General features: G+C 75.4%; 22 protein-coding genes. 16 read left to right on the top strand and 6 right to left on the bottom strand.

The window, feature by feature from the left end; all coding sequences use genetic code 11:
- Nucleotides 1-19: 19 nt before the first annotated feature.
- A complete protein-coding gene (rimP, locus tag D450_RS0112420) occupies nt 20-508 on the bottom strand; it encodes a ribosome maturation factor RimP (protein ID WP_017538995.1) in 489 nt (162 codons plus the stop codon).
- Between the two features lie 315 nt (nt 509-823).
- On the opposite strand from rimP, the gene D450_RS0112415 reads away from it, so the two are divergent.
- Together D450_RS0112415 and D450_RS0112410 are read left to right on the top strand one after the other, a co-directional pair.
- A complete protein-coding gene (locus D450_RS0112415; RefSeq protein ID WP_017538994.1) occupies nt 824-1,327 on the top strand; it encodes a hypothetical protein in 504 nt (167 codons plus the stop codon).
- A complete protein-coding gene (locus tag D450_RS0112410) occupies nt 1,324-1,815 on the top strand; it encodes a ferritin-like domain-containing protein (RefSeq protein WP_017538993.1) in 492 nt (163 codons plus the stop codon). Before D450_RS0112415 ends, D450_RS0112410 begins: the two co-directional genes overlap by 4 nt.
- Nucleotides 1,816-1,952: 137 nt before the next feature.
- Here the strand turns inward: D450_RS0112410 and D450_RS0112405 are convergent, their stop codons facing one another.
- Nucleotides 1,953-3,704 (bottom strand): proline--tRNA ligase, encoded by a 1,752-nt coding sequence (locus tag D450_RS0112405; RefSeq protein ID WP_026128513.1) that lies wholly within the window; start codon nt 3,702-3,704, stop codon nt 1,953-1,955.
- A 158-nt stretch (nt 3,705-3,862) separates the two neighbouring features.
- On the opposite strand from D450_RS0112405, the gene D450_RS0112400 reads away from it, so the two are divergent.
- Nucleotides 3,863-4,084, top strand: coding sequence for a hypothetical protein (locus D450_RS0112400; RefSeq protein WP_017538991.1), 222 nt, complete (start codon nt 3,863-3,865; stop codon nt 4,082-4,084).
- Nucleotides 4,085-4,172: 88 nt separating this feature from the next.
- Here the strand turns inward: D450_RS0112400 and D450_RS0112395 are convergent, their stop codons facing one another.
- Entirely contained in the window at nt 4,173-5,690 is a 1,518-nt protein-coding gene (locus D450_RS0112395) for an endonuclease/exonuclease/phosphatase family protein (RefSeq protein ID WP_017538990.1), read from the bottom strand.
- A 274-nt stretch (nt 5,691-5,964) separates the two neighbouring features.
- Between D450_RS0112395 and D450_RS0112390 the strand changes: the two genes are divergently transcribed.
- The 3 genes from D450_RS0112390 to D450_RS0112380 all read left to right on the top strand — a co-directional run bounded on the left by D450_RS0112390 (nt 5,965) and on the right by D450_RS0112380 (nt 10,295).
- Nucleotides 5,965-7,035 carry an LLM class flavin-dependent oxidoreductase gene (locus D450_RS0112390; protein WP_017538989.1) on the top strand — a complete coding sequence of 357 codons (1,071 nt, stop codon included), beginning with the start codon at nt 5,965-5,967 and terminating at the stop codon, nt 7,033-7,035.
- Between the two features lie 409 nt (nt 7,036-7,444).
- Entirely contained in the window at nt 7,445-8,551 is a 1,107-nt protein-coding gene (locus D450_RS0112385; protein ID WP_017538988.1) for a phenylacetate--CoA ligase family protein, read from the top strand.
- Nucleotides 8,552-8,579: 28 nt separating this feature from the next.
- Nucleotides 8,580-10,295, top strand: a complete 1,716-nt coding sequence (locus tag D450_RS0112380) for an AMP-binding protein (protein ID WP_017538987.1) — start codon at nt 8,580-8,582, stop codon at nt 10,293-10,295.
- A gap of 302 nt (nt 10,296-10,597) precedes the next feature.
- On the opposite strand, the gene D450_RS0112375 is transcribed toward D450_RS0112380, so the two are convergent.
- Together D450_RS0112375 and D450_RS0112370 are read right to left on the bottom strand one after the other, a co-directional pair.
- Nucleotides 10,598-11,026 (bottom strand): Zn-ribbon domain-containing OB-fold protein, encoded by a 429-nt coding sequence (locus D450_RS0112375; protein WP_241483133.1) that lies wholly within the window; start codon nt 11,024-11,026, stop codon nt 10,598-10,600.
- A gap of 138 nt (nt 11,027-11,164) precedes the next feature.
- Nucleotides 11,165-12,346, bottom strand: a complete 1,182-nt coding sequence (locus tag D450_RS0112370; RefSeq protein ID WP_017538985.1) for a thiolase C-terminal domain-containing protein — start codon at nt 12,344-12,346, stop codon at nt 11,165-11,167.
- A 178-nt stretch (nt 12,347-12,524) separates the two neighbouring features.
- Between D450_RS0112370 and D450_RS0112365 the strand changes: the two genes are divergently transcribed.
- The 9 genes from D450_RS0112365 (at nt 12,525) to D450_RS0112325 (ending at nt 21,992) form a co-directional block, all read left to right on the top strand.
- The gene (locus D450_RS0112365) at nt 12,525-13,088 is read left to right on the top strand and encodes a flavin reductase family protein (RefSeq protein WP_449289462.1); all 564 of its coding nucleotides are present in this window, start codon (nt 12,525-12,527) and stop codon (nt 13,086-13,088) included.
- A gap of 413 nt (nt 13,089-13,501) precedes the next feature.
- Nucleotides 13,502-14,335: a spermidine synthase gene (locus D450_RS0112360; protein WP_017538983.1), complete on the top strand. Its 834-nt coding sequence runs from the start codon at nt 13,502-13,504 to the stop codon at nt 14,333-14,335.
- A gap of 437 nt (nt 14,336-14,772) precedes the next feature.
- A complete protein-coding gene (locus D450_RS0112355; RefSeq protein ID WP_017538982.1) occupies nt 14,773-15,723 on the top strand; it encodes a DMT family transporter in 951 nt (316 codons plus the stop codon).
- Nucleotides 15,724-15,861: 138 nt separating this feature from the next.
- Complete coding sequence (locus tag D450_RS0112350; RefSeq protein WP_017538981.1) at nt 15,862-17,079, top strand: sensor histidine kinase; 1,218 nt, start codon at nt 15,862-15,864, stop codon at nt 17,077-17,079.
- Nucleotides 17,076-17,744 carry a response regulator gene (locus D450_RS0112345; RefSeq protein ID WP_017538980.1) on the top strand — a complete coding sequence of 223 codons (669 nt, stop codon included), beginning with the start codon at nt 17,076-17,078 and terminating at the stop codon, nt 17,742-17,744. Before D450_RS0112350 ends, D450_RS0112345 begins: the two co-directional genes overlap by 4 nt.
- A 365-nt stretch (nt 17,745-18,109) precedes the next feature.
- Nucleotides 18,110-19,363 carry a cytochrome ubiquinol oxidase subunit I gene (locus D450_RS0112340; RefSeq protein ID WP_017538979.1) on the top strand — a complete coding sequence of 418 codons (1,254 nt, stop codon included), beginning with the start codon at nt 18,110-18,112 and terminating at the stop codon, nt 19,361-19,363.
- 24 nt (nt 19,364-19,387) lie between these two features.
- A complete protein-coding gene (locus D450_RS0112335; RefSeq protein WP_017538978.1) occupies nt 19,388-20,437 on the top strand; it encodes a cytochrome d ubiquinol oxidase subunit II in 1,050 nt (349 codons plus the stop codon).
- 170 nt (nt 20,438-20,607) lie between these two features.
- Nucleotides 20,608-20,976, top strand: a complete 369-nt coding sequence (locus D450_RS0112330) for a hypothetical protein (RefSeq protein ID WP_017538977.1) — start codon at nt 20,608-20,610, stop codon at nt 20,974-20,976.
- 284 nt (nt 20,977-21,260) lie between these two features.
- On the top strand, nt 21,261-21,992 hold the full coding sequence (locus D450_RS0112325) for a TetR/AcrR family transcriptional regulator (RefSeq protein WP_017538976.1): 732 nt from the start codon (nt 21,261-21,263) through the stop codon (nt 21,990-21,992).
- A gap of 500 nt (nt 21,993-22,492) precedes the next feature.
- Here D450_RS0112325 and D450_RS33985 read toward each other — a convergent pair whose 3' ends face one another.
- Entirely contained in the window at nt 22,493-22,669 is a 177-nt protein-coding gene (locus D450_RS33985; protein ID WP_017538975.1) for a hypothetical protein, read from the bottom strand.
- A 305-nt stretch (nt 22,670-22,974) separates the two neighbouring features.
- Here D450_RS33985 and D450_RS0112315 point away from each other — a divergent pair, with 305 nt between their 5' ends.
- Nucleotides 22,975-24,069, top strand: coding sequence for an FkbM family methyltransferase (locus D450_RS0112315; protein ID WP_017538974.1), 1,095 nt, complete (start codon nt 22,975-22,977; stop codon nt 24,067-24,069).
- The last annotated feature ends 72 nt before the right edge of the window (nt 24,070-24,141 follow it).

The raw sequence follows: 24,141 nt of genomic DNA, 5'->3' as shown, positions 1-24,141 counted from the left end.
TATCCACGGGGCTCCCCCTCTAGTCCGCCGCGGCGTCGTCGTCGGCCTGGCGGCGGAATTCCACCTGGACCCTGCCCCGTTCGAGGTCGGCGTAGCGGTACTCGGCCTGCTCCGAGCCGGCCGTCTCGAGCACCACGCCGTCGTCGCCGGCCTCCACCACGCGCCCGGTGACCTCGCCTCCGTCGGCGAGCCGGGCCTGCACCAGGCGTCCGCGGGAGCGGCGCCAGTGGCGGGGGAGGGTCAGCGGCCGGTCCACGCCGGGGGAGGTCACTTCGAGCACGTAGGGGGCGCTGCCCATCACGTCGGACGCGTCCAGCGCCGCCGAGACGTCCTGGCTGACCGTGCCGACCGCGTCCATGTCGACGCCGTCGTCGGAGTCGACGACGACGCGCAGCAGGCGCCGCTTGCCGGCCGGTACGACCTCCACGGCCTCCAGGTCCAGTCCGGCCTCGGCCAGTACCGGCTCGAGCAGGGCGGCCAAGCGGTCCTGGCGAGCCTGCGCCCCCATCTGCGTTCCTCCTCGGGAATTCCGCCCGGTCCCGGTCGGGCGCCGGGGCGGTCCAGCTGTGCACAAAAGTCTTCCGCACGTCGCTGCGAGTGCGGTTGGGCCTCCAAGGGTATCCACAACCGCGGCCTCTCCAGGCAATCCGCGCGGTCCCGAGGCCCCACGCGTTCGCGGAGCTCCTCCGCACGAGGGGAAGCGGACCGGAACACGGCGGGCACCACACCGCCGCATCGCGCGGCCGCACCCCCGGTGCATGGAAGGATTGGCGGCGCACGGCGACGACGGCGAAGGAGGGCGGATTTGGGCGCGAGGCACGGCGTGGCCGGGATCCCCGTCACCCGCCGCACGGCCCTGGCCTCGGTCCTGGCGGTCGCGGCGGTGTGGGCGAGCGGCTGCCGGGGCGGCCGCTGGTATCCGAGCGAGACCGGGCCCGACGAGCGCGTTCTGCGCGGGGCGGTCGCCGACAAGGAGAGGATGATCGCACGCTACCGGGCGGCGCTGGCCGCCGACGAGGGTCCGGCGGAGCTGCTGGAGTCCTTCCTGGTGCACCACGAGGAGCACCTGGGCGCGCTGCGGGAGCGCCTGCCCGACGAGGACCGGACGCGGACCGACCCCGGGGCCCCGGACGCCTCGCCCTCCCCCTCCCCGGTCGGGGACGGACCGGTGGACGCGGCGGGGCTGCGCACCGCGGAGGAGGCGTCCGCGGGCGCGCGCTCCCGGCAGTGCGCCGACGCCGAGGACCCGGCGCTGGCCCAGCTGGTCGCCTCCATCGGCGCCTGCGAGGCCGCCCATGCGCACAGGCTCGGCGAGGAGGTCGGATGAGCGGGAGCGGCGGGGCGTCGCCGACGCCCTCGGAAGAAGAGGCCACGGCGGAGGTCGCGGCGCTGCAGAAGGCGCTTCGGGCCGAGCACGCCGCGGTGTACGGGTACGGGTTCATCGGGGCGCGCAGCCGGGACGGCGAGCGCGACCGGGCCGCGCGGCACCTGGACGCCCACCGGGCGCAGCGGGACACGGTGCGCGAGGAGCTGGTGGAGCTGGACGCGGTGCCCGCGCCCCCGGAGGCGGCCTACACGCTGCCCGATTCCGACGGGCGCGAGGAGCTGGCCGGGTTCGCGCAGGGCATGGAGAACACCTCGGCGCAGGCGTACCTGGAGGTGGCGGGCGCCGCCGAGTCGGGCCCGGTGCGGGAGTTCGCCGCGGAGGCGCTGCAGGCGGCGACGGTCCGCGCCATCGAGTGGGGCGGGGGCGTCGTCGCGTTCCCGGCCTACCCGACCGGGGACCCGGACGAGCCCAACGACGAGGACGACTGAGGGCACCCTCCCGACCGCTCGCGCGCCTGTGCCGCCGCCGGACATGCGCCGGACATGCGGGAGGGCGCCGGCCCCGCGGCCGGCGCCCCCGCCGTCCTCGCGCCGTCCCCGCCCGGTGGGCGCGGCCGGGCCGCGCCCTACTCGGCGGCCACCGCGGACGCGACCGCGTCGGCGGCGCCCTCCAGGGAGATCTCCCGGCGGTCGCCGGTGCGGCGGTCGCGCAGCTCCAGGACGCCGTCGGCCAGGCCCTTGCCGACGATCAGCGCGGTGGGCACGCCCAGCAGCTCGGCGTCGGTGAACTTCACGCCCGGGGACACGCCCTTGCGGTCGTCGACGAGCACCCGCAGGCCGCGCTCCTCCAGCTCGGCGGCCAGGCGCAGCGCCACCTCGATCTGCTCGCCCTTGCCGGTGCCGACCACGTGCACGTCGGCGGGGGCGGCCGCGCGCGGCCACACGATGCCCTTGTCGTCGTGGGACTGCTCCACGACGGCGGCCACGACCCGCGAGACGCCGATGCCGTAGGAGCCCATGGTGACCCGCTTGGGCTTGCCGTCGGGGCCCAGCGCGTCCAGCTCGATGGCGTCGGTGTACTTGCGGCCCAGCTGGAAGACGTGGCCGATCTCGATGCCGCGGGCGGTGTAGAGGGTGCCCCGGCCGTCGGGCGAGGGGTCGCCGTCGCGGACCTCGGCCACGTCGAGCACGCCGTCGGGGGTGAAGTCGCGGCCGCAGACCAGGTCGACCACGTGGTGGTCGGGGCGGTCGGCGCCGGTGACCCAGCGGGTGCCCTCGACCACGCGCGGGTCGGCGTAGTAGCGGCACTTGTTGTCGAGCAGGGCGTTGGGGCCGACGTAGCCCTTGACCAGGTAGGGGCGGGCCGTGAAGTCCTCCTCGTCGAGCAGGGCGACCTCGGCCGGCTCCAGGGCGGCCTCCAGGCGCTTGACGTCGACCTCGCGGTCGCCGGGCACGCCGATGCCGACGACCTCCCACTCCTGCTCCCCCGGGGCGCGCACCTTGACCAGCACGTTCTTCAGGGTGTCGGCGGCGGTGAAGGTGCGGCCGAGCCCGGCACCGTTGAGGTGGTCGACCAGGGTCTCGATGGTGGGGGTGTCGGGCGTGTGGTGGACCGCGGCCTCGGGCAGCCCCTCCAGCGGGAGCGCCTCGGGGGCGGCCACGCGTACGGCCTCGACGTTGGCGGCGTAGTCCGACTCGGTGCTGCGGACGAAGGTGTCCTCGCCGACGGGGGTCTCGGCCAGGAACTCCTCAGAGGCCGATCCGCCCATGGCGCCGGAGGTGGCCTTGACGACGACGTAGTCCAGCCCGAGGCGGTCGAAGATGCGGATGTAGGCCGCGCGGTGCCGCTCGTAGGACTCCTGCAGGCCCGCGTCGTCGATGTCGAAGGAGTAGGAGTCCTTCATGTGGAACTCGCGGCCGCGCAGGATCCCGGCCCGGGGTCGGGCCTCGTCACGGAACTTCTCCTGAATCTGGTACAGGGTGACCGGGAAGTCCTTATAGGAGGAGTACTCGCCCTTGACCAGGTGGGCGAAGACCTCCTCGTGCGTGGGGCCGAGGACGTAGTCGGCGCCCTTGCGGTCCTTGAGGCTGAACAGGGTGTCGCCGTACTCGACGGCGCGGCCGGTGGCCTCGTAGTAGTCGCGGGGCAGCAGTGCGGGCAGCAGCAGCTCCTGGCCGCCGATCGCGTTCATCTCCTCGCGCACGACGCGGGCGACGTTCTCCAGCACGACCTTGCCCAGGGGCAGCCAGGAGTAGATCCCCGGGCCGGTCCGGCGGACGAACCCGCCGCGCACCAGGAGCTTGTGGCTCGGCACCTCGGCGTCCGCCGGGTCCTCACGCAGGGTGCGCAGGAACAGGTTCGACATCCGTAGCAGCACGGCCACTCCTTGGGAAACGGTGCACGCTCAGGTGCACGGATAGACGGGTCGTAAGTCGGTCGGGAGGGATTCCAGGCTAGCGGCGGCGCTGAGTACCCGCACCTGGAACAGGGGCGCCGCCCGCCCGTGGAGGGCGGACGGAACGACGTTCCGCAGTCGTGCCGGCCGCCTTCGGCCTGGAGGACCGCACGCCCGGTCCGGACGCCCCTCCCCTGGAGGGGTCCTGCCGCGGCACCGGGTTCACGCTCGAACTCGACCTGCGCGAGGACCGCAGTGCCGAATGGAGCATCACCGGGGGCGACGAGGTCACCGAGGGGACTACGGCCGTGGGCATGGCCGCGGCCGTCGCCCGCCTCCCGGACGGCCGCGCACACCGCTGACCGGCACGCGCGCCGGCCCGCGCGAAGGAAGGCGCCGCCCGCCCCTCGGGGGATCGAGGGGCGGGCGGCGCCGGGAGGGGGCGGGGCGTCAGCCGCCCAGGGAGAAGGTCGTCATGACCGAGGCGTGGTCGGACGTCCACTCGTTGTCGGCGTGGTTCGGGTACACCTCGGGCTCGCCGGCCACCAGGGTCTGCGACCGCTCGACCGCGAGCGGGCCCTTGTAGTAGACGAAGTCGATGCGGTCCTGGGGCTCGTCGACCCCCGAGTCGCCGTCGCGCTTGGGGAACAGCGGCGACCAGGTGGTGCCCGGCTCGGCGGCGGGGTCGGGGTGGGCCTCGCGGAAGGAGTCGGTCAGCCCGGCCTCGGTGGGCACGGTGGAGGCGGGCCAGGGCACGTCGGCGTAGCCGCAGTTCTTCTCCCGCAGCTCCTCGGTCCAGTCCAGGTGGGAGGGGGAGTTGAAGTCGCCCATGAGCAGGACCGGGACCTCGTCGGCGGCGGCCAGGTCCTCCTCCATGGCCGCGACGGTGTCCTCGATCTGCGGGGTGCGGCCGGACTCGGCCTCGCGCTCCAGGATGCGGTCGACGCTCATGCCCGAGTCGCAGGCGTCGTAGGGGCCGTAGGGGGTGTAGCCCAGGTGCGCGTCCCAGACGGCGACCCGGGAGTCCGGGCCGTCCAGGGAGACCTCGACGCTGCCGGAGGCGTTGACGGTGCCGCGCTCCTCGGTGATCGGGTAGCGGCTGATCACGCCGAGGCTGCCGGAGGTCTGCCAGTGGTCCCAGCCCAGGGCCGTGGCCAGGCGCTCGGCGGCCTCGCCTTCGGTCTCCTGGAGGCCGACGATGTCGGCGCCGGACTCGATCAGGTAGCGCAGCTGCTTCTCGTGGTGCCCGTTGACCTGTGTCCCGGCGTGCCAGGTGTTGTAGGTCATCACGTCGAGCTCGCCGACCAGGTCCTGCCCGGCCTTCCGGACCGGGACGGTCGCGGTGAGGGCGGCCGTGGAGCCGTCCTCGCCGACGGCCTCGATCGCGATCCGCGCGTCCGTGTCGCCGTCGGGGGTGCCGGTGACGGTGCCGTCCTCGGCGACCGCGGCCCAGGCGGGGCCGCCGGTCTTGCGGAAGGCGACCTCGCCGCCGCCGGAGGCCAGGCCGCCGACCGAGGCCTCGTAGGCGTCGCCCTCGCGGGCGTTGCGCAGGGTGATCCCGTCGGTGGGGAAGGACACCGGGCGGTCGTCGGTGACGGTGAAGTCGACCGGGTCGGCGAGCCACGCGTAGCCGTCCCGGGCCAGGAGGTAGGCGGTGTAGTCGCCCGCGCGCAGCGCGGCGGTGTCGACGGTCGCCTCGCCCTCGGCCTCCGGGGCGTAGCTCCAGGCCAGCGAGGGCTCGGTGTACTCCTCATCGACCGGCCCCTCGCCCCGGGGGTACACGCCGATCCAGTTGGTGTCGTGCGGTTCGGGCGTGCTGTAGGCGAACCGGGCCTGCTCCCCCTGGGCGACCGGTCCGGCCGGGGCCAGGGTGCCGGCCGTGTCGGCCTGCGCCGGGGCGGACAGCCCGGCCAGGACGGCGACGGCCGCCGCGGCGGACGCGGTCGCGCGTCTCCACCAGCCTCGCATCGTGCCTCCGTTCTCGATCGTGCCCGTGTGCGGTGCACACGTTGACGGCGCACGACGATGGCACAGCGCACGGCCGCCGAACCCCCGGTAACGGTTCGGAGAAGGGCGCGCTCTTCCTGAGCGGAACACGGTGAACCGGCAGCGGAGGCGCCGGAGCGGGACAAACATCGCGGCCGTGCTCCCCCGGCCGCCGCCGGGCGATTCGTTGTGGGGTCGTCACCGCGCTGATACACTACCAAGCGTTCGCTTGGTTGGTATCGACCCCGGAGGCGCCATGGCGTCCCTGCGCATCAGCCTGGGCTACGAGGTGGAGGTCCGCGGCCGCACCCGCGAGGTGGAGCGGCGCGCCTTCGAGAACACGCTGGCCCAGGCCGAGCTCGCCGACGAGCTGGGCTACGAGGCGGCCTGGTTCGTCGAGCACCACTTCACCCGCGGCTTCTCCCACTCCTCGGCCCCCGACCTGGTCCTGGCCGCCGTCTCCCAGCGCACCCGCCGCCTGCGGCTGGGCCTGGGGGTGGTGCTGCTGCCCTTCCAGCCCCCGGTGCGCACGGCGGAGCGGGTGGCCACCCTGGACGTGCTCTCCGGGGGCCGGGTGGAGTTCGGCACCGGGCGCGGCGCGTCCCCGCTGGAGTACCAGGCCTTCCAGCGCCCCTTCGAGCAGTCGCGGCGGATCTGGGAGGAGTCCCTGGACGCCGTCCTGGAGATCTGGCGCGCCGACGGCGCCCCGGTCACCCTGGACAGCCCCTACTTCCAGGTGCCCGGGGTGTCGGTGCTGCCGCGCCCGGTCCAGGACCCGCACCCGCCGGTATGGGTGGCCTCCACCAGCCTGGAGGGCTACCTGGCGGCGGCGCGGCGCGGGCACAACCTGCTCGGCATGACCATGCTCAAGGGCCTGGACGGCGTCGCCGAGGACATCGCCGCCTACCGGCGGCAGCTGGCCGACAGCGGGTTCGACCCCGACACCCGCCGGGTGGCGCTGATGGTGCCCTGGCACGTGGCCCCCACCCGGGACGAGGCGCTGGAGACCGCCTCGGACGCGGTGCTGTGGTACATCCGCCGCCAGGTCAACCTGGTCACCCCGCCCGGCTACTACGACGCCCGGCACGCCACGCACCGGGTGCTCGGGCAGCTGGCCGCGGGCATGCCGCCCGAGGAGGCGCTGGAGGTGCTGCGCGAGCACCACATGGTGGTGATCGACGACGCGGCCGGCTCGCGCGAGGCGGTGCGGAGCATCACCGAGGCCGGCGCCACCGACCTGCTGCTCCAGGCGCAGGTGGGCGGGCTGGACCACGAGCACGTGTGCAACTGCCTGAAGCTGTTCCGCCAGGAGGTGGCGCCGTCGTGACCCCCCTCCGGGCCGAGGCGGGCGGATCCGCCCCTAACGTACCGGGCCGTCCGCGTCACCGCCGACCGCGCGGAGGCCCGCCCGGCACCCGACCCGCAGGTCACGCCCCTCGGCACGAGGGGATGTCCGTCCGACCTGGTCGGCACGGCCGTCACGGCCCTGGGCCGGGCGCGATCCGGCTTCTTCGGAGCCCTGGGCGTCGGCCCCGGCCGCCGGGCTCCCCCACTCAAGCGGACGCCGTCGAGCCGCGCCCGCGCTCACACCCGAGGCGACGCGGCCGGGGCGGGCCGCGCACCGCGCCCCCGCACGAATGCGTCCGGCACGAGGGGCCGGCCCCCGTTCCCCGTCCCGCCCGCCGGGACTCGTCTCCTCTCCGGCCTGAAGACCGGGGCATTCTGAAAGGACTCAGGTGAGCGGACGCGAATGGATCCGGGCCGATCGGCCCGGCCCGGGGGCGGCCCCCGGAACGGACGGCGGACTGCTGCTGGTCGGCCCCGAAGGCGGGGCCACCGCCGCACTGGGCCCCCGGGACCGCGCGCTCGCCGCCGAGCTGGGCGGCGAGGTGCTGGCGGCGGCGGGGGTGGGCCCAGGCGACCGCGCGGCGGTGGCGCTCAGCGCCGAGGGCGACCAGACCGGGGCCCTCGTGGCCGAGGCGGCGGCCGCCGCCGGGGCCCAGGCCGCGGTGGTCGGCCCGCGCGGGCGGATGCGGCTGCACGCGGCGCTGGAGGCGATGCGCGCCACGGTGCTGGTCGCCACGCCCTGCGGGGCGGCGGACCTGCTGTCCCGCCTGCACCTGGAGTTCCAGGCCGACCCGCTGGACCTGGGGCTGCGGCGGATCCTGCTGGCCGGGGAGGTGGCCTCGGAGGGGGTGCGGCGCCGCCTGGCCGCCGAGTTCGGTGCCGAGGTGGTCGACCTGTTCACCGACCCGCTCCTGCAGGTGCCCGTGGCGCACCGGCCTGACGGCGCCGCAGGCCTGGAGCCGGCGTGCCCCGGGACCCTGGGGCTGGCTGCGCTGGACGCCGACACCGTCGCCGAGCCGCCCTACCCGGACGGGACGGCGGAGATCGTGACGCTGCCGCACTGGCACTCCTCGCTCGGCGGCGCGGTGGTGCGCACCGGGTTCACCGCCCGTCCGCGGGACGGGGCACGGACGGTGCCCGCGCCGACGGGGACCGTCGGCGACCGGGTTCTGGTGCGGGGCCGCTGGCTGCCGCTGCCCCGCCTGGAGCGCGAGCTGGCCCGGGTGGACGGGGTCGGCGCATGGGAGCTGCGGGTGTCCCGCCCCGGGACGCTCGACCTGGCCGAGCTGCGCGTGGCCTTCTCCCGCTCCTCGCTGATCGGCGACCGCATGTGGACGTCCCGCATCGAGCAGGCGCTGGCGTCCTTCTCCCCGGTGCGGATCGCGGTGGCGGTGGAGGAGGAGGCCCGGGACGAAGGCGGCGCGGGCCGGCTGACCGACGAGCGCGGGCACCACCAGGCGCGCGAACGGGACGGCGCGCGGGCCCGCGCGGGCTGAGACCGCCCCACGCGAGGAGGAACCCCCCATGGCCCACTCCCCCGAGTTCCCTCCCCTGCCCGACGGCTGGACGACCCTGCCCCGGATGCTGGCCGACCGGGCGCGCCGCACGCCCGGTTCGGTGCTGCTCGCGGCCGGCGGCGAGCGCCTGACCGCCGCGGACCTGGCCGCGCGGGCCCGCGGGATCGCCCGTGCCCTGATCGCCTCCGGCGTGCGGCCCGGCGACCGGGTCGCGCTGATGGCCCCCAACTCCCCCGGCTGGGGCGCGGCCGCTTTCGGGGTGTGGGAGGCCGGGGCGGTGCTGGTGCCGCTGTCGACCCGGTACCGGGGGCTGGAGGCGGGCGGGTTCCTGCGCCGCACCGGGGCGCGGCTGCTGATGTGCACCGAGCGCTTCCGGGACACCCCGGTCACCGGACTGATCGAGCGGGCGGTGGGGGCTGGGCGGGTCGGCCGGCCCGGCCGACCCTTCGCCGGCCTGCCCGAGCTGCGGGAGGCGGTGCTGCTCGACGTCGGCCCGGACGACCCCGAGGCCGGGCGGGCGGGGGCGGCGGCCTTCGCGGACTTCCTCGGGCGGGGCGGCGCCGTGTCCGATGCCGAGGCCCAGCGGCGCGCCATGGGGGTGGAAGGGGCCGACCTGGCAGAGGTGCTGGCGACCTCGGGCACCACGGGGGAGCCCAAGGGGGTGATGATCCCGCACGGTCAGCTGCTGCGGGGGTACTGGGACTGGGCCTCGGTGGTGCGGCTGGACGGGCGGGACCGGTACCCGGTCATCGCGCCGTTCTCACACGGGTTCGGGGTGAACGCCGGGCTGCTGGCGGGGGTGATGCGCGGGGCGCGGCTGCTGCCGCAGGCGGTCTTCGACCCGGGCGGACTGCCCGGGCTCATCACCGACGAGGGGGCGACGGTGCTGGCCGGGCCGCCGACGCTGTTCCAGGGGCTGCTGGCGCGCCGGGAGGCCGGGGAGCGGTTCCCCGCGCTGCGGGTGGGCGTCTGCGGGGCGGCGTCGGTGCCGCCGGAGCTGGTGCGGGGGCTGCTGGAGGCGGGCGTGGTGCGGCGGATGGTCAACGCCTACGGGCTCATCGAGGGCACGGTGGTCTCGATGACCCGGGAGGGCGACCCGGTGGAGGTGGTGGCGGGGACCGCCGGGCGGCCGATGCCGGGCGTGACGGTGGAGGTGGTGGACGGGGAGGGACGGCCGCTGCCGCCGGGCGGGCGCGGGGAGATCGTGGTCGGGGGGCACGGGGTGATGGACGGCTACTGGGGCGACCCGGGTCGCACGGCCGAGGCGGTCGACGGCCGGGGGCGGCTGTGGACCGGCGACGTGGGGGTGCTGAGCGGGCGCGGCGACCTGTCGGTGGTGGACCGGAAGAAGAACGTGTTCATCGTCGGCGGGTTCAACGCCTATCCGGCCGAGATCGAGGCGCTGCTGCTGCGCTGCCCGGGGGTGGCGGGGGCGGCGGTGGTGCCGGTGCCGGACGCGCGGCTGGGCGAGGTCGGCTGCGCGTTCGTGGTAGCGGCCGACGGTGCAGGGCACGGGGGTGCGGTCGGCATAGAGCGCCGCAGTGCGAACGGCGCCGGACCGGAACGCGCACTAGAGCTGGAGTCCGAGGTCATCGCCTGGTGCCGGGAGAACATGGCGAACTACAAGGTGCCGCGCCGGGTCGAAGTGGTGGACTCCCTCCCGGTCAACGCCAACGGCAAGACCGACAAGGCTGCGCTGAGGAAACGCCTGTCCGTGCCCTGAGGGAGGCCGGAGACCTCGCCCGACGGCACCGATACCGCCGGGCGCCTGTCCGCGGGACATTCGCGACACGGTGGAGGGCGCCGAAGAGAGGCGGGGCGACGCTCCGTCCAGACCTGTTCCACCCGACTGCCTACTGGACCCGGCGTTCCCATGGCCCGCTCTCTTTCCCGCTTTCCCTCGATGATCTCGGGAGGGTCGGCCTTAAGAGCGCCCTGATAAGGCCGCCTTCCCCGAGATCATCGCGAATCGGCCGACGGTCTCTGGCGGTGAAGCGCGCCCCCGCCTGCCGGCATCCGGAGTCGTCACCCGAGCGGGCGCCAGTCGACGACCACGTCGGGCCCGTCCTCGCCAGGGGGGCGTCCGTTCTCCGGTGGGAGCTCGGTGAACTCCGCCTCCACGGGCAGGCCGCGGCGCAGGTCCGCCGGGTCGGCGCCGGCCAGTCCGCCCCAGCAGTAGAGGGCGGGCGCGTCGTCGAGGGCCACCCGCAGCACCGTGTAAGGCGCCGGGAAGGCGGGGTGGAAGGTGCGCCGGGTGACGGTCCACCCGTCCACCGTCCCGGTGCCGGTCCCCTGGTGCCAGTGCCACTCCAGGGAGAGGCACACGGCGCACACCTCCCGCGGAGGGAAGCGCGGGCTCCGGCAGTCGGCGCAGTACTGGACGAGGAAGCGGCGGTCCCTGACCGCCTCCCACCAGTAGGCCGAGTCCCGGTCGGGGGCGGGGCGCGGCCGCACGGCCGTGTCCCCCGGCGCGCCCGGCCCACCGGCGCCCGTCCCGCCCGCGTCCGGCCGCGGGTTCCGTATCGCCTTTCCCATCGGTCACCTCCGGGGTGTCCATCGTTCGGGCGCGCCGCCCGGGCGGTCCCGGTGCGGTCAGCGGCCCGCGGTCAGCAGGAGGGCGGACGTGCCGGCCAGGACGTAGCCCGGCTGTCCGGTGGACAGGGCGACCTCGGCCCCCTCGACCTGGCGCGGGCCCGCGTCGCCCCGGAGCTGGTCGACCGCTTCGACGACGTGGTTGATACCGTGCACGTACCCCTCGGACAGGAAGCCCCCGTGCGTGTTGACAGGCAGCGCTCCTCCGATGTCCATGGCTTCCGAGGCGGCGAAGGGGCCGCCCTCGCCCTTGGCGCAGAAGCCGTAGTCCTCCAGTTGCACCACGACCGTCCAGGTGAAGCAGTCGTAGAGTTCGGCGGTGTCGACGTCGGTCGGCCCCAGGCCCGCCATCGCGTACAGCCGCGGGGCCAGGCGCGCGGCGGACGAGGTCGTCAGGTCGTCGCCCAGCCCGCCGGGGGCGGGCGGGGAGTACGTCGAGTGGCCCCCGGCCCAGGCCGCGGCGGCGATGTCCACGGGCGGTCGGCGCAGGTCGCGGGCGCGCTCGGCGGAAGTGACCACCAGGGCGCAGGCGCCGTCGGTCTCCAGGCAGCAGTCGAGCAGCCGGAACGGCTCGGAGATCCAGGGCGAGGCCAGGTAGTCGTCGAGCGTGAACGGGTCGCGCTTGAGCGCGCGCGGGTTGGCGGCGGCGTTGGCGCGCTGGCGCACCGCGATCGCGCCGAAGTGCTCGGGGGCCGTGCCGTAGGCGTCCATGTGCGCGCGGGCGGGGACGGCGTAGTGCTGGACGGGGGCGAGGAGCCCGTAAGGGGCCTGGTACTGCAGGTCGAAGGCGCCCGCCGGGGCCCGGCCCTTGCCTCCCATGCGGAACTCCGAGCGCGCGTTGACGGCCCGGTAGCAGACGACGACCTCGGCGACGCCCGCCGCCACGGCCATGGCGGCCTGCCCGACGACGGCGTGCGAGACGCCCCCGCCTCCGAACTGGTCGAGGTGCCAGGCGGGGTCGTCGATGCCCAGGGCGGGGCCCACGACCCACGGGGGGCTGGAGTCCCCGACGCGGTGGGTGGCGATACCGTCGACGTCGCCGACGCCCAGCCCGGCGTCGTCGAGGGCGGCGAGAACCGCGCGGCAGGCGAGGGCGGTGGTGCTGGCGCCGGAGTCGCGGCTGAACGGGGTGCGGCCCACCCCGGCCAGCGAGGCCGCTCCGCTGAGCCCGGTTCCCGCCACGGCCGCCTCCCTGCTCGGGTCGCCTCCGAGTCAAGACCGAGCAAACGCTTGGTGTCAAGAGGCGGGCGCCCACGGGTGACGGGACGGGCGGCGGCGGGTACGATAAGGGAAACCAAGCAAGCGCTTGGGTGAACATCCGGGGAACGGCCCCGGCCGAGGAATCAGGAGGGCGAGGCCCGTGTCAGCAGACCGTGGGAGCGCGAACCGCGCCGTGGCCGAGGCGCCCCGGACCCGCTGGAACGGGACGCGCACCGCGGCGGCCCCGTTCGGCCCCCGGGACTTCCGGGAGGCGCTGGGGCGCTTCCCCACCGGGGTGGTGGCCGTGGCCGCCCGCGACCCGCGCACCGGCCGCCCGGTGGGGCTGGCGGCCAACTCCTTCACCTCGGTGTCCCTGGAGCCCCCGCTGGTGGGCTTCTGCGTCGGCCGGGCGAGCACGAGCTGGCCGGCGCTGCGCGCGGCGTCCCGCCTGGCGGTGAGCATCCTCGGCGCGGACCAGGAGAAGGCGTCCCACCGCCTGGCCGCCAAGGGCGGCGACAAGTTCGCCGAGGTCCCCTGGCACGAGTCCCCGTCCGGAGCGCCGGTCATCGAGGGCGCCCAGGCCTGGCTGGAGTGCGAGGTCGACGCCGAGCACCCCGCGGGCGACCACGTGATCGTGGTGGCCCGCGTCCACCACCTCGCCGCCCGGGAAGGGCGGTCCCCCCTGGTGTACTACCGGAGCGAATACCGCCGCCTGGATGATTAGGCGCCCGCTGGGAGGGCGCCGGGCATTCCCCCTCGCCTCACCGGACCCCACGGGCCCGCCCGAGAACGTAAGGGCATCGGAAAAGCGCGACGGCGCCGACGTGACCGACCGGCCCCTGCACGGGTCATGGCATCCACACTTCGAACCCCGCCGGACTTCCGCGAACATCGGTGAGAAGCACTGAGGTGGTCCCGAGCGTCCAGCGGGACCGCTCGTGGGCTTGGGGCCTGCCGGTGACCGTCAGGGATCCGGGAACGCCGCCCCTGGCCGCTCCGCGACGAAGCCGTCGTCCGGTCCACAGGGCCGCGCAGGACCGCGGGCCGTGCGCTGCGCAGGGACCTCCGGGATTGCGTAGCCTTCACGGTGGAACCGCCGCGGGTGGCCCGGCGGGCACGGAGGAACTACGGGGGAGCATGTCGACCGGCGCCGAGGGCGGATTCCGCACGCACACCGAACTGGTCCGGGACGCCGACCGTCCCGACTCCTGGCTGCTCGTCGTGGACGGCACGCCGCAGTCGCACGTCGACCTGTCCGACCCCACGTACCTGGACTTCGAGTACGTTCGCCGGCTCGGACACGTCGCCGACCTCCTCGCGCCCGCCGGGCAGCCCGTCGACGCCTTCCACCTCGGCGCCGGGGGGCTCACGCTCGCGCGCTACATCGCCGCCACCCGCCCCGGATCGCGGCAGCGCGCCGTCGACATCGACGAGGACCTGGTGGCCGCCGTCCGCTCCACCCTGCCCTGGGACCGCCGCTCCGGCATCCGGGTGGGCATCGGCGACGCGCGCTCCTGGCTCGCCGAGCGCCGCGACGGCCGCGCCGACCTCATCGTCTGCGACGTCTTCGCCGGCGCCCGCACACCGGCGGCCCTGACCACCGTCGGGTTCTTCACCGACGCCGCCCGGGTGCTGCGTCCCGGCGGTGTCTTCGCGGTGAACGTGGCCGACGGCGGGCGCCTGCTGCACGCCCGCCGCCAGCTCGCCACGGCCGCCGAGGTCTTCACCCACACGGGCGTGGTGGCCGAGCCCGGGGTGCTGCGCGGGCGCCGGTTCGGCAACCTGGTGCTGGTGGCCTCGGAGCGGCCGCTGCCCACCGACGAGCTGGCGCACCGGGCCCACCGCGACCCCGACATGGCCCGCCTCGTGCACGGCGACGACCTCGACCGCTTCACGGCCGGAGCCCGTCCGGTGCACGACGCCGACGCCGACGACTCCCCCGCCCCGCCGAGCGGCACCTTCGTGCGCTGACCGGGTCTGCGCAGACCGCTCCCGCCGATGCGCCCGGTCGCCGCTCTCCTCCCCTGGTGCCCGAGGGGCGGCGACACCGCGGTCCCGGGGCCCCTGGCTCGCCGCCGCCGTGCCGGGCGGCCGCGGGCCCGGCCCCCGCGGGCTGCGGCCGCGTGGACCCTTGCGTGCGGCACCGCCCTGTCCACCGGGGTGCGTTCGCGCTCCCCTGGATACATCGGGTCACCCCAGGTCCGCTAGAGTCGGGTCCGTTCCACAACCGCTTGCGAGGACACCGATGGGCGACCCGACCACTCTCTTCGTCACTCCTCCTCCGGCCGCCTGACCGGGGCGTCCGTGAGCGGCGCAGCGCGCCGCACCGACCGGCGGATCCGGCACCGCCGACACCGCCGACGCTCCGAGATGCGGCCGAACACCCCATCGACGGAGGAGTCCTCGTCGTGCCTTCCCCTCCCGCTGACGCGGCCCCGCGCGCCGCGTCGTCCGCCGCGCCCGCCCGGCGCGGCCTCGTCCTGCTCGCCGCCGCCGGGGTCCTCTGGGGCACCGGCGGCCCCGCCGGGCACCTGCTCCAGTCCTCGGTCGGCGTCGCGCCGATGGCGGTGGCGACCTACCGCCTGCTCATCGCCGGCCTGCTGATCACCGCCGTCCTCGCCGCGACCGGCGCCCTGCGCCGGCTGCCCCGCTCCCGGGCGTTCGCGGTGCGCCTGGCCGCCAACGCCGTGCTGCACGCCGTCTTCCAGCTGCTCTATTTCGCCTCCCTCTCCCTCATCCCGGTGGGGCTGGCGACGCTGGTGAAGATCGGCAGCGTCCCGGTGTTCGTCGCCGCCGGGGCCTGCCTGCTGGCACGGCGGCGCCCCACCGGACGGCTGGCCGCCTCGGTGGTGCCCGCCGTCATCGGGCTGGCCCTGCTGGCCGGCTTCCCCTCGGTCGACGCCTCCCCCGCGCGCCTGGCGGCCGGGCTGGCGTGCGCCCTGGGGGCGGGCCTGGCGTTCTCGGCGATGACGCTGGTCAACCGGCGCCCGGTGGAGGGACTGCCGCCGCTGGTCAACGTCGGCCTGGGCATGCTCGCCGGGTCCGTGCTGCTGCTGCCGGGCGGCCTGGCCGCCGGCATGGCCGTGCCCGCGCGCCCCGACGCCCTTGCACTGCTGGCGTTCCTGGGCCTGGTGCCGACCGTGCTCGCCTACCTGGCCTACTTCCGCGGGCTGCAGACCGCCTCGGACGCCGGGGCGGCCGTCGGGACGCTCGCCGAGCCGATGACCGCCGCCCTGCTGTCGGCGCTCTTCCTCGGCGAGCAGATGACGGTGCCGGGCCTCATCGGCACGGCGCTGCTGGCGGTGTCCATGTCCGCCGAACCCGCCATCGACGCGGTACGCAGGCGCCTGAGGCGCTGAGCCCGGCCCGCTCGCCCCGGTGCTCCGGGGCGAGCGGGCCGGCGGGGCGCGTACTCCCCCCGGAGTACGCGCCCCGTCCGGACCATCCCCTCAGGGGGGACGCGCAGCCCCTCCCCTCCCTGCGTACCGTTGGACGCCATGACCGTCTCCCGCCTGCGCCCGACGACCGCCGACGCGGTGCTCGCCTCCGCGCTCGCGGCCCTGGTGCTGGTCCCCACCGTCTGGCTCGACCTCTTCCACGAGCCGCCCTTCGAACGGAGCCTGGACGTCCTCGGGTACGCCCTGCTCCTCACGGCGGTCGTCCCGCTGCTGTGGCGCAGCCGCGCGCCCCTGCCGGTCGCCCTGGTCAGCATGTTCTCGACCACCGTCTACTACCCGCTGGGCTATCCCGACGGCCCGGTCCTGGTATGCGGGGCGATCGCGCTGTTCACCGCCGTGTCCCGGGGCTACCGGTGGCAGGGGTGGGCGCTGGGGCTGTCGCAGTGGCTGCTCGTGCACGGCTGGGAGGTCCACGCCTTCGGCGCCCCGCGCCTGGGCCCCGCCTTCGGCGTGCTCGCCTGGGTCCTGGTGATCCTGTGCACCGCCGAGGTGGTTCGCTGGCGCCGCGAGTACCAGGCGGTGCAGGAGCAGCGGCGCGCCGACGCGGCCCGCACCCGCGAGGAGGAGATCCTGCGGCGGGCCACGGACGAGCGGCTGCGCCTGGCACGCGAGGTGCACGACACCGTCGCGCACAGCATCTCCCTGATCAACGTGCAGGCCGGGACCGCGCTCTACCTGATCGAGGCCGAGCCGGAGCGCGCCGCGCAGGCCCTGGCCGCCATCAAGCGCACCAGCAAGGACACCCTGCGCGACCTGCGCGCCACCCTCGACGTGCTGCGGGCGGTGGACGAGGAGGCGCCGCGCGCGCCGGCTCCGGGGCTGGACCGGCTGGAGCAGCTGGCCGAGGACACCCGCGGCGCCGGGATCGGCGTCGACCTGCGGGTCCGCGGCGAACGGCGGCGCCTGTCCTCGGGCACCGAGGCGGCCGCCTTCCGGATCGCCCAGGAGGCCCTGACCAACGTGGTGCGGCACAGCGGCGCCGGGCGGGCCCAGGTGGAGGCGGCCTACGGCCCGGACGCGCTGGACCTGCGGATCCGCGACGACGGCCGGGGCGCCGTCGCCCCCCGCCCCGGAAACGGCCTGACGGGCATGCGGGAGCGCGCCGAGGCCCTCGGCGGCGCGTTCTCGGCCGGCCCGGGACCGGACGGGGGGTTCGCGGTGCACGCGCGGCTGCCGTCGTACCCGGACGGGGCGGCCGCGGAGCCGCCGCGGGATACTGGGTCGGACGGCGGTGCCGTTCGAGAGGGGCGCGAGTGATCCGGGTTCTGCTGGCCGACGACCAGTCCCTCGTCCGCGCGGGCTTCGGGGCCCTGCTGAACAGCGCGCCCGACATCGAGGTGGTGGCCGAGGCCGCCGACGGCGAGGAGGCGGTCCGCCGCGCCGTCCAGGAGCGCCCGGACGTGGTGCTCATGGACATCCGCATGCCGGGCACCGACGGGCTGGCCGCTACCGGCCGCATCCTGGCCGAGCCGGCGCTGGCCTCGACCAAGGTGATCATCCTGACCACCTTCGACCTGGACGAGTACATCTTCGAGGCGCTGCGCGCCGGCGCCAGCGGGTTCCTGGTCAAGGACACCGAGCCCGAGGAGCTGCTCCAGGGGGTGCGGGTGGTCGCCCGCGGGGACGCGCTGCTGTCGCCCGCGGTGACCCGGCGGATCATCGCCGACTACGCCTCCCGCCCGGCGCGCCGGACCGCCCCGACGGAGCGCCTGGCCGAGCTGACCGAGCGGGAACGGGAGGTACTGGCGCTGGTGGGCGCGGGGCTGTCCAACGACGAGATCGCCGGACGCCTGGTGCTGAGCCCGGCCACGGCCAAGACGCACGTCAGCCGCGCCATGGTGAAGCTCCGGGTGCGCGACAGGGCGCAGCTGGTGGTCCTCGCCTACGAGACCTCCCTGGTGACCCCCGGCTGGTTGGACTGACCGCCTGAGGCGGGGCGGGCGGGGCGGGCGGGGCGCGGCACGTCGACGGCGCCGCTCGGACCCCCTGCCCGCGGCTGAGGCCGGAGGGGTGCCGACCGGCGGCATGACCGACCGCTGAGCACCGGCCGCCGGGTGACAGCGTCCCTGGGACGGCTCCCCCGCCTTCCTCCCCCCTCCTCCGCATACGGCCTCGTTTCGCCCCTAAGGGCGCCGGGGGTTCCCCCTACGCCCGGAGAGGTATCCGGTCCTTCCACCGCACACCGGGTGCCGTAGCGGGATTGCCTTCCCCTGGTCGATGTCCTCGGCATGACCGTCCCCCCACCATCGTCACCGTTCCCCCGGACCCGACGGTTAAGGCGCACGGCATGCTCGACGATCCCCTGTCCCTGGCGCGGCTCCAGTTCGCGTTCACGGCGGCGACGCACTACATGTTCGTCGCGCTCACGCTCGGCCTGGCGCCCTACATCCTGTTCAACCAGCTCACGGCCGTCCGCAAACGAGACGGGGCGCGGATGCGCGCTGTCCGGTTCTGGGGCGGCCTCTACGTGCTCAACTACGCCATGGGCGTGCTGTCCGGCCTGGTGATGGAGCTGCAGCTGGCACTGAACTGGAGCGGGCTGAGCGACATGTTCGGCTACGCCTTCGGAGCGCCGCTGGCCGTGGAGACGATGGGCGCCTTCTTCGTCGAGTCCACCTTCCTGGGCCTGTGGATCTTCGGCTGGGACCGGATGGGCCGGTGGGCGCACTGGGCCTGCTTCCTGGTGGTGACGGTGACCGCCTACGCCTCGGCCTACTGGGTGCTGGTCGCCAACGGCTTCTTGAAGTGGCCCGCCGGGTTCCGGATCGAGGACGGGGTCGCCGTCCTGGACAGCCCCTGGTCGCTGATGGGCAACCCCTCGACGCTGATGGCCTTCGGCCACGTGGCCACCTCCGCCCTGCTGGTCGGCGGCGCCCTGGTGTGCGCGGTGAGCGCCGCGCACCTGCGCCGGGGGAACGACCCCGACCGCATGTTCCACCGGGGCGTGCGGCACGGAACCGCGGTCCTGCTGCTGGCGGTGATGCCGGTGGTCACGGTCGGCGGCGCGCAGTTCGTCCTCTACGGCCAGGAGCCGCCGACCAGCGGCATGACCTACAGCGCCGAGGAGATCGCCGCGATCGAGTCGGAGGGCGCCTCCTCCGCCGTCGAGGCCGCGGGCATGGCCGGCGACGGGGTCATGATGGGCTCCTGGATGCTCATCTGCATCGTGGCCGGTACCGCCGGCCTGGTGTGGCTGATGAACCGCCTGGACCGCTGGCGCTGGGTGCACTGGATGCTGATGGCCCTGCCGGTGCTGCCCTACGCCGCGAGCATCGGCGGCTGGACCGCGCGCGAGACCGAGCGCCAGCCCTGGGTCGTGCGCCACCACCTGACCACCGCCGACGCCATGTCCGACCTGTCGCCGGCCATGGCCACGGCCTCCTTCGCCTTCTTCACCGCCGCCTTCGCCGTGCTGGCCGCGGCCACCTTCTGGCTGCTGGTCCGCTTCGCCCGCCGCGGTCCCGAGGGCGGTCCGCTCGCCCCGCCGCGCCCCGAGACCGAGCCCGAGGACGGGGCCCAGGTCCCCGCCCGGACCCTGTGACCCCCCACGACGCTGGAGACCCCGATGGAGCTCGTCCCCGTCCTGTTCCTCACCGCACTGCTGGTGGGCTACTTCGTCCTCGCCGGCTGCGACGTGGGCCTGGGCATGCTCATGCCCTACCTGGCGCGCACCCGCGGTGAGCGGCGGCGCGCCGTCTCCGCGGCCGCGCCCTACTTCCTGGGAACCGAGGTGTGGCTGGTCGGCGCCGTGGGCGTGGTCGCGGGCCTGTTCCCGGGTCTGAAGACCGCGGTCGTGTCCGACCTGTGGCCGGTGTTCGCGGTGCTGACGGCCGGGTGGCTGCTGCGCGACGCCGGGCTGTGGCTCCGGGCCCGGACCGACGCCCGCGCCTGGCACGCGGCCTGGGACGCGGCGATCGTCGGCGGCAGCTGGACTCTGGCGGTGTGCTGGGGCCTGGCCGCCGGGGCGCTGCTGGCCGGCGGCGTGCTCTCCCCCCTCGCCCTGGCCGTCGCCGCCTGCACGGTGGTGCTGTTCCTGCTGCGCGGGGCGGCCTTCGGCGCCGAGCGCCTGGTGCCGGTGCCGTCCGACGCCGGTCCCGCCGAGGGCCCGCACAGCGCACTGAGCGCGGACGCGGCGGCCCGGCTCACCCGGGTGCTGGCGCGCGCGGGGCTCGCGGTGCTTGCGGTCGCGGTGGCGCTGGGCGCGCTGCCCGGAGCCCTGGAGGGCGGGCGCCCCCTGGCGGCCGGGGCGGGTGCGGTGGTGGTCGCCGTGGCGCTGGCGGCCATGGCGGGCACCGAGGGGCCGGGACGTTCCCGGCACGCCTCGGCGGCGGCGATGGCGGTGCTGGTCCCGGCCGTGGGGCTGGGCGCGGCGCTGCCGGTGGAACCGGTGCCGGGGGCGGTACTGGTGCTGGTCTCGGTGGCACTGGCGCCCATGGTGCCGCTCATGGTGGCGGGCCAGGCGGCGCTGTACCGGATGCTGCGCCGCCCGGCACCGGCGTCCGGCTTCTTCGCCCGGGTGTCGCCGGCGCCGGCGGGCGGGGCGCTGCCGGGCGGCAGCCGGTTCCGGCCGACAGGGGTTGGCGGCCCGCGGGCGGGGGAACCCCACCGAACGTGACCGGGCGGCGCCCCGGCTCCGACCATCCCGGAGCACGGGTTGCCCCACGCCCCCGGGGCGGCCCGTGCGGTGGCCCGGCGCGGCGCCATGTTTTCCCCGCGCTTTGTTGCCACACTCTGTGACCTGACTAATACGCTTGGTCGCAAGGCGGGACCGGGGGGAAGGGTCCGATGTCGATCTCCGATCTGTTCGCTTCCGCGGACGACCAGCTCGACGTGCACGAGCGGCTCCGGCTCTACATCGAAGGGGTGCGCGAGCGCGCCGACCGGGCGGTGCCCTGGGGGCCCGACACCGTCGGCATCCCCCGACAGAGCTGCGACAGCGGTCTACTGCGCATCAACGACGTGGCGTTCTATGCCAACGCCCGCCATGAGATCTCGGCCTTCGCCGGCCTGTGCCTGAACCTGCTGTCGCTGCACCGCCCGAGGGACGGCGGCGGCATCAGCAGCGCACCGGCCCCGGCCGCACAGCGGTGCCGGTGCTGCATGCTGCGCTGGCCGTGCCCGACGATCCGGGAGATGGCCGAACTCCTCGGCTGACCGCACCGCGCCCTCGTGGGAGGGCGCGGCCTCTGGGGGCGGCGCTGCCTGCCGCGACCGTGGCCGCCAATCGCCGGGCGCCCTCAGGGCCTTCGAGAGCGGACGCGTCGGTCCCGTTCGCCTGTCACCGCCCCTGGCCAACCGGGCCCGTATCCTCTCCGGTGCCCCTTGTCCCGGCAGGTCCTGCCGCACGGCGCGTTCCGCCGCGCGGCCCCGTGGTCCGACCTCGGGCAGGTCCGGCGATTATCGAGCAAGCGATTGGACACCGGCAGCATAATGGTGGCGTGAACACCCGCAGCCGAGACGCCTCCGGCGTCTCCACCACCGACGACGCCCCTGACGACGCCGCCTCCCCGGCGCCCGGCGCCGCGCCCCGCGGGCGCGGGCGAGGGCGGCGCTCCTCCGCGGCCGCCTCCGAGCGCCGCGGGAACCTGGTGCGGCTGGCCGCCGACCTGTTCGCCCGCAAGGGCTTCCAGGCGACCACCGTGCGGGAGATCGCCGACGAGGCCGGGATCCTGTCCGGTAGTCTCTACCACCACTTCGACTCCAAGGAGTCGATCGTGGACGAGGTGCTCTCCTCCTACCTGGACGACCTGCTCGGCCGGTACCGCGCCGCGGTGGACGAAGGCGACGCGCCGCGGGACGTGCTCTCCCGGCTGATCCAGGAGGCCTACCGGTCCCTGGAGCCGCACCGGGCTGCGATCACGGTCGTCCAGAACGACTGGAACTACCTGCAGCAGTTCCCGCGCTTCGGCTACCTGGCCGAGACCGAGCGGGAGATCGAGGACATCTGGGTCGGCGTGATCCGCGACGGCCAGCGCGAGGGCGCGTTCCGCCCCGACATCGACCCGAAGCTGACCTACCGGATGATCCGCGACACCATCTGGGTGGCCGTGCGCTGGTACCGCCCGGAGGGGAACCTGGGCACCGCGGACCTGGCCGAGCACTTCATGACGGTGCTCTTCGACGGGATCAGCGTGGGCCGCCGCGACTCCCACCCTTCTCCGAACGGCTGACGAGGCGCATCAGCTCGGAGGCGGGCGTCCGCTGAGGCTCCCGCGGCACGGCGGGCGCCCGTCGTGCCGCCGTCAAAGCGGCGCACACCGGTGGGCAGGCGATGACCGGGGACGGGGACGCCGGTTCCCGGACGGCAGTCGGCCTACGGCCGACGCGCCTGCTGCGCCACTGCGCCGACCCGACACAGGTCCGCCGACGCCGGGGGCACGGCCGAGGCGACGACCGTTCCCCCTGCGGAAGAACCCCCGGGCCATCTGACCCGCCCCTAAAGACGGGGGCGGTGCCGTATCCCCGGCACAACGCTCGACGAAGGCCGTGTCCGTCCTCGGCCGACAGGCGGGGCGTCCGGGGCAGTGCGCACCCGCGGCGCCTCCACGGTGCCTACGCGGCTGCCTCCGCGTCGGCGGCCGGGCCGCCGAGGCGGCTGCGGGCCGGTGCGGGGTCCGCACCGGCCCGCGAACCCGGGGGCGCCGGACGGCCCCCGGGGCGGCGGGCGGGGTCAGGGCCCGCCGACGAGTGCAGGGCTCAGCGCGACGTCGACGGCGGCCAGCCGCACACCGTTCTCCGCGCCCAGGCCCGCCGGGTCCAAGGGCAGGGCACCGGCCATCGCCAGCCCTCCGATCAGCAGGACGCCCGCGGCCAGCACCAGGGCCAGCCTCGCGTTCCTCTCGGTCATGGGTCTCTCCTCACATGAATCCAGGGGTACGTCTCCGGGGGGCACCGTTGACTTGATAACGGTGTCCGGATCCTGAGTGGGGGACGGTCCGAAACTCCCCGCCCCGCCCGTGTCGCTCCCCTGCGCCCCCGTGCGCCCCGGTTCGTCACCCGGGGCGCCGCCGCTCCCGGCACCGTCGTCCACACGCCGGTGCGGGCCCTACGACGGCGGCCGGTCGGCCGCTAACCTGACCGGCGAGGCGGTTCCACCCCTCGTCGGCGCCCCGCCACAACGGGCATCCGACATCCGACGTCCCGGAGGGCGCCATGTCCCGACAGGCCGACCCCGCCGCACCCCGTCCCGGCCACCGGACCGACTTCCGTTCCACACCGGAGGGCCGCCGGCACAGCTGGTACGGAACGAAGAGGCACGTCAAGCGGGTCCTCGGCGCCCGTGTCCCCCATCTGGCCCTGCGCGGCGCGGTGCGCGTGGCCGCCCCCGGGCTGCGCTCCTCGGGCCGCCTGCCCGCCCCCGCCCGGCTGCGCGAGGTGCAGGGGGCGGCCGGCGGCGCGTACTTCACGATGCTCCGCCCGGCCGACTGCGTGATCGCCAAGGAGCTGTACTGGGGCGGCGGGCGCCGCCCGCAGGCCGCCGACGACCTGGCGGTGCAGGCCTTCGCCGCCCTCGCCCGCCGGTCCCGCCACCTGTTCGACATCGGCGCCTACACCGGCCTGTTCACCCTGGTCGGCACGGCCGCCAACGCCGACCTGCGGGCGCACGCCTTCGAGATGGTGCCCGAGGTCTACTGCGCCCTGTTCGACAACTGCGTGCGCAACCGGGTGCTGCACCGGTGCACCCTGCACCACGTGGGGGTGGGCGTCCCCGAGGCGACCGTCGCCATGCCCGCCGAATCCGGCGACGCGGCCCTGCCGTGCTACTACTCCAGCGGCATGGAGTTCACCGACGGCGTCCCGGTGCGCACCGTGGCCCTGGACTCCTTCACCGGCCTGCCAGGCGCCGGCCGGGTCCTGCTGAAGGTGGACGTGGAGGGCACCGAGGCCGACGTGTTCGAGCACGGACGGGCCTTCATGGACGAGCACCGTCCCGACGTGCTGTGCGAGGTGCTTCCGCAGGCGGACGCCGAGCGGCTGTCCGGACTTCTGGAACCGCTCGGGTACCGCTTCCACCTGGTCGGGTCACGGGCCCTGGCCCCTGCCGGGACGCTGGTGCCCGACCCGCGTTTCCGGGACTGGCTGTTCACCACCCGTTCGGCCGAGGAGCTGAGAGGGCTCGGCATCCCGGTCGCGGGTCACCGCGCCGACGCCGCGGATCGCGCCGGGGGCGGCGTGCCCGCTCCGCGTTCGCGCTCCCGCCATGGCGAAGCGCCGGTCACCGACAGGCCGGAACACCACTCCTCCTGAGCATTCCGGGGGTGTGCGGTCGGCCCCTGCGGCGCCGGGTGGGGTCGTGTCCGCCGGCGCGGTGGAACCCTA

Origin of the sequence: Nocardiopsis halophila DSM 44494 (assembly GCF_000341245.1) — a bacterium.
GTDB lineage: Bacteria > Actinomycetota > Actinomycetes > Streptosporangiales > Streptosporangiaceae > Nocardiopsis_A > Nocardiopsis_A halophila.
This window is presented reverse-complemented; position numbering and strand designations above follow the sequence as displayed.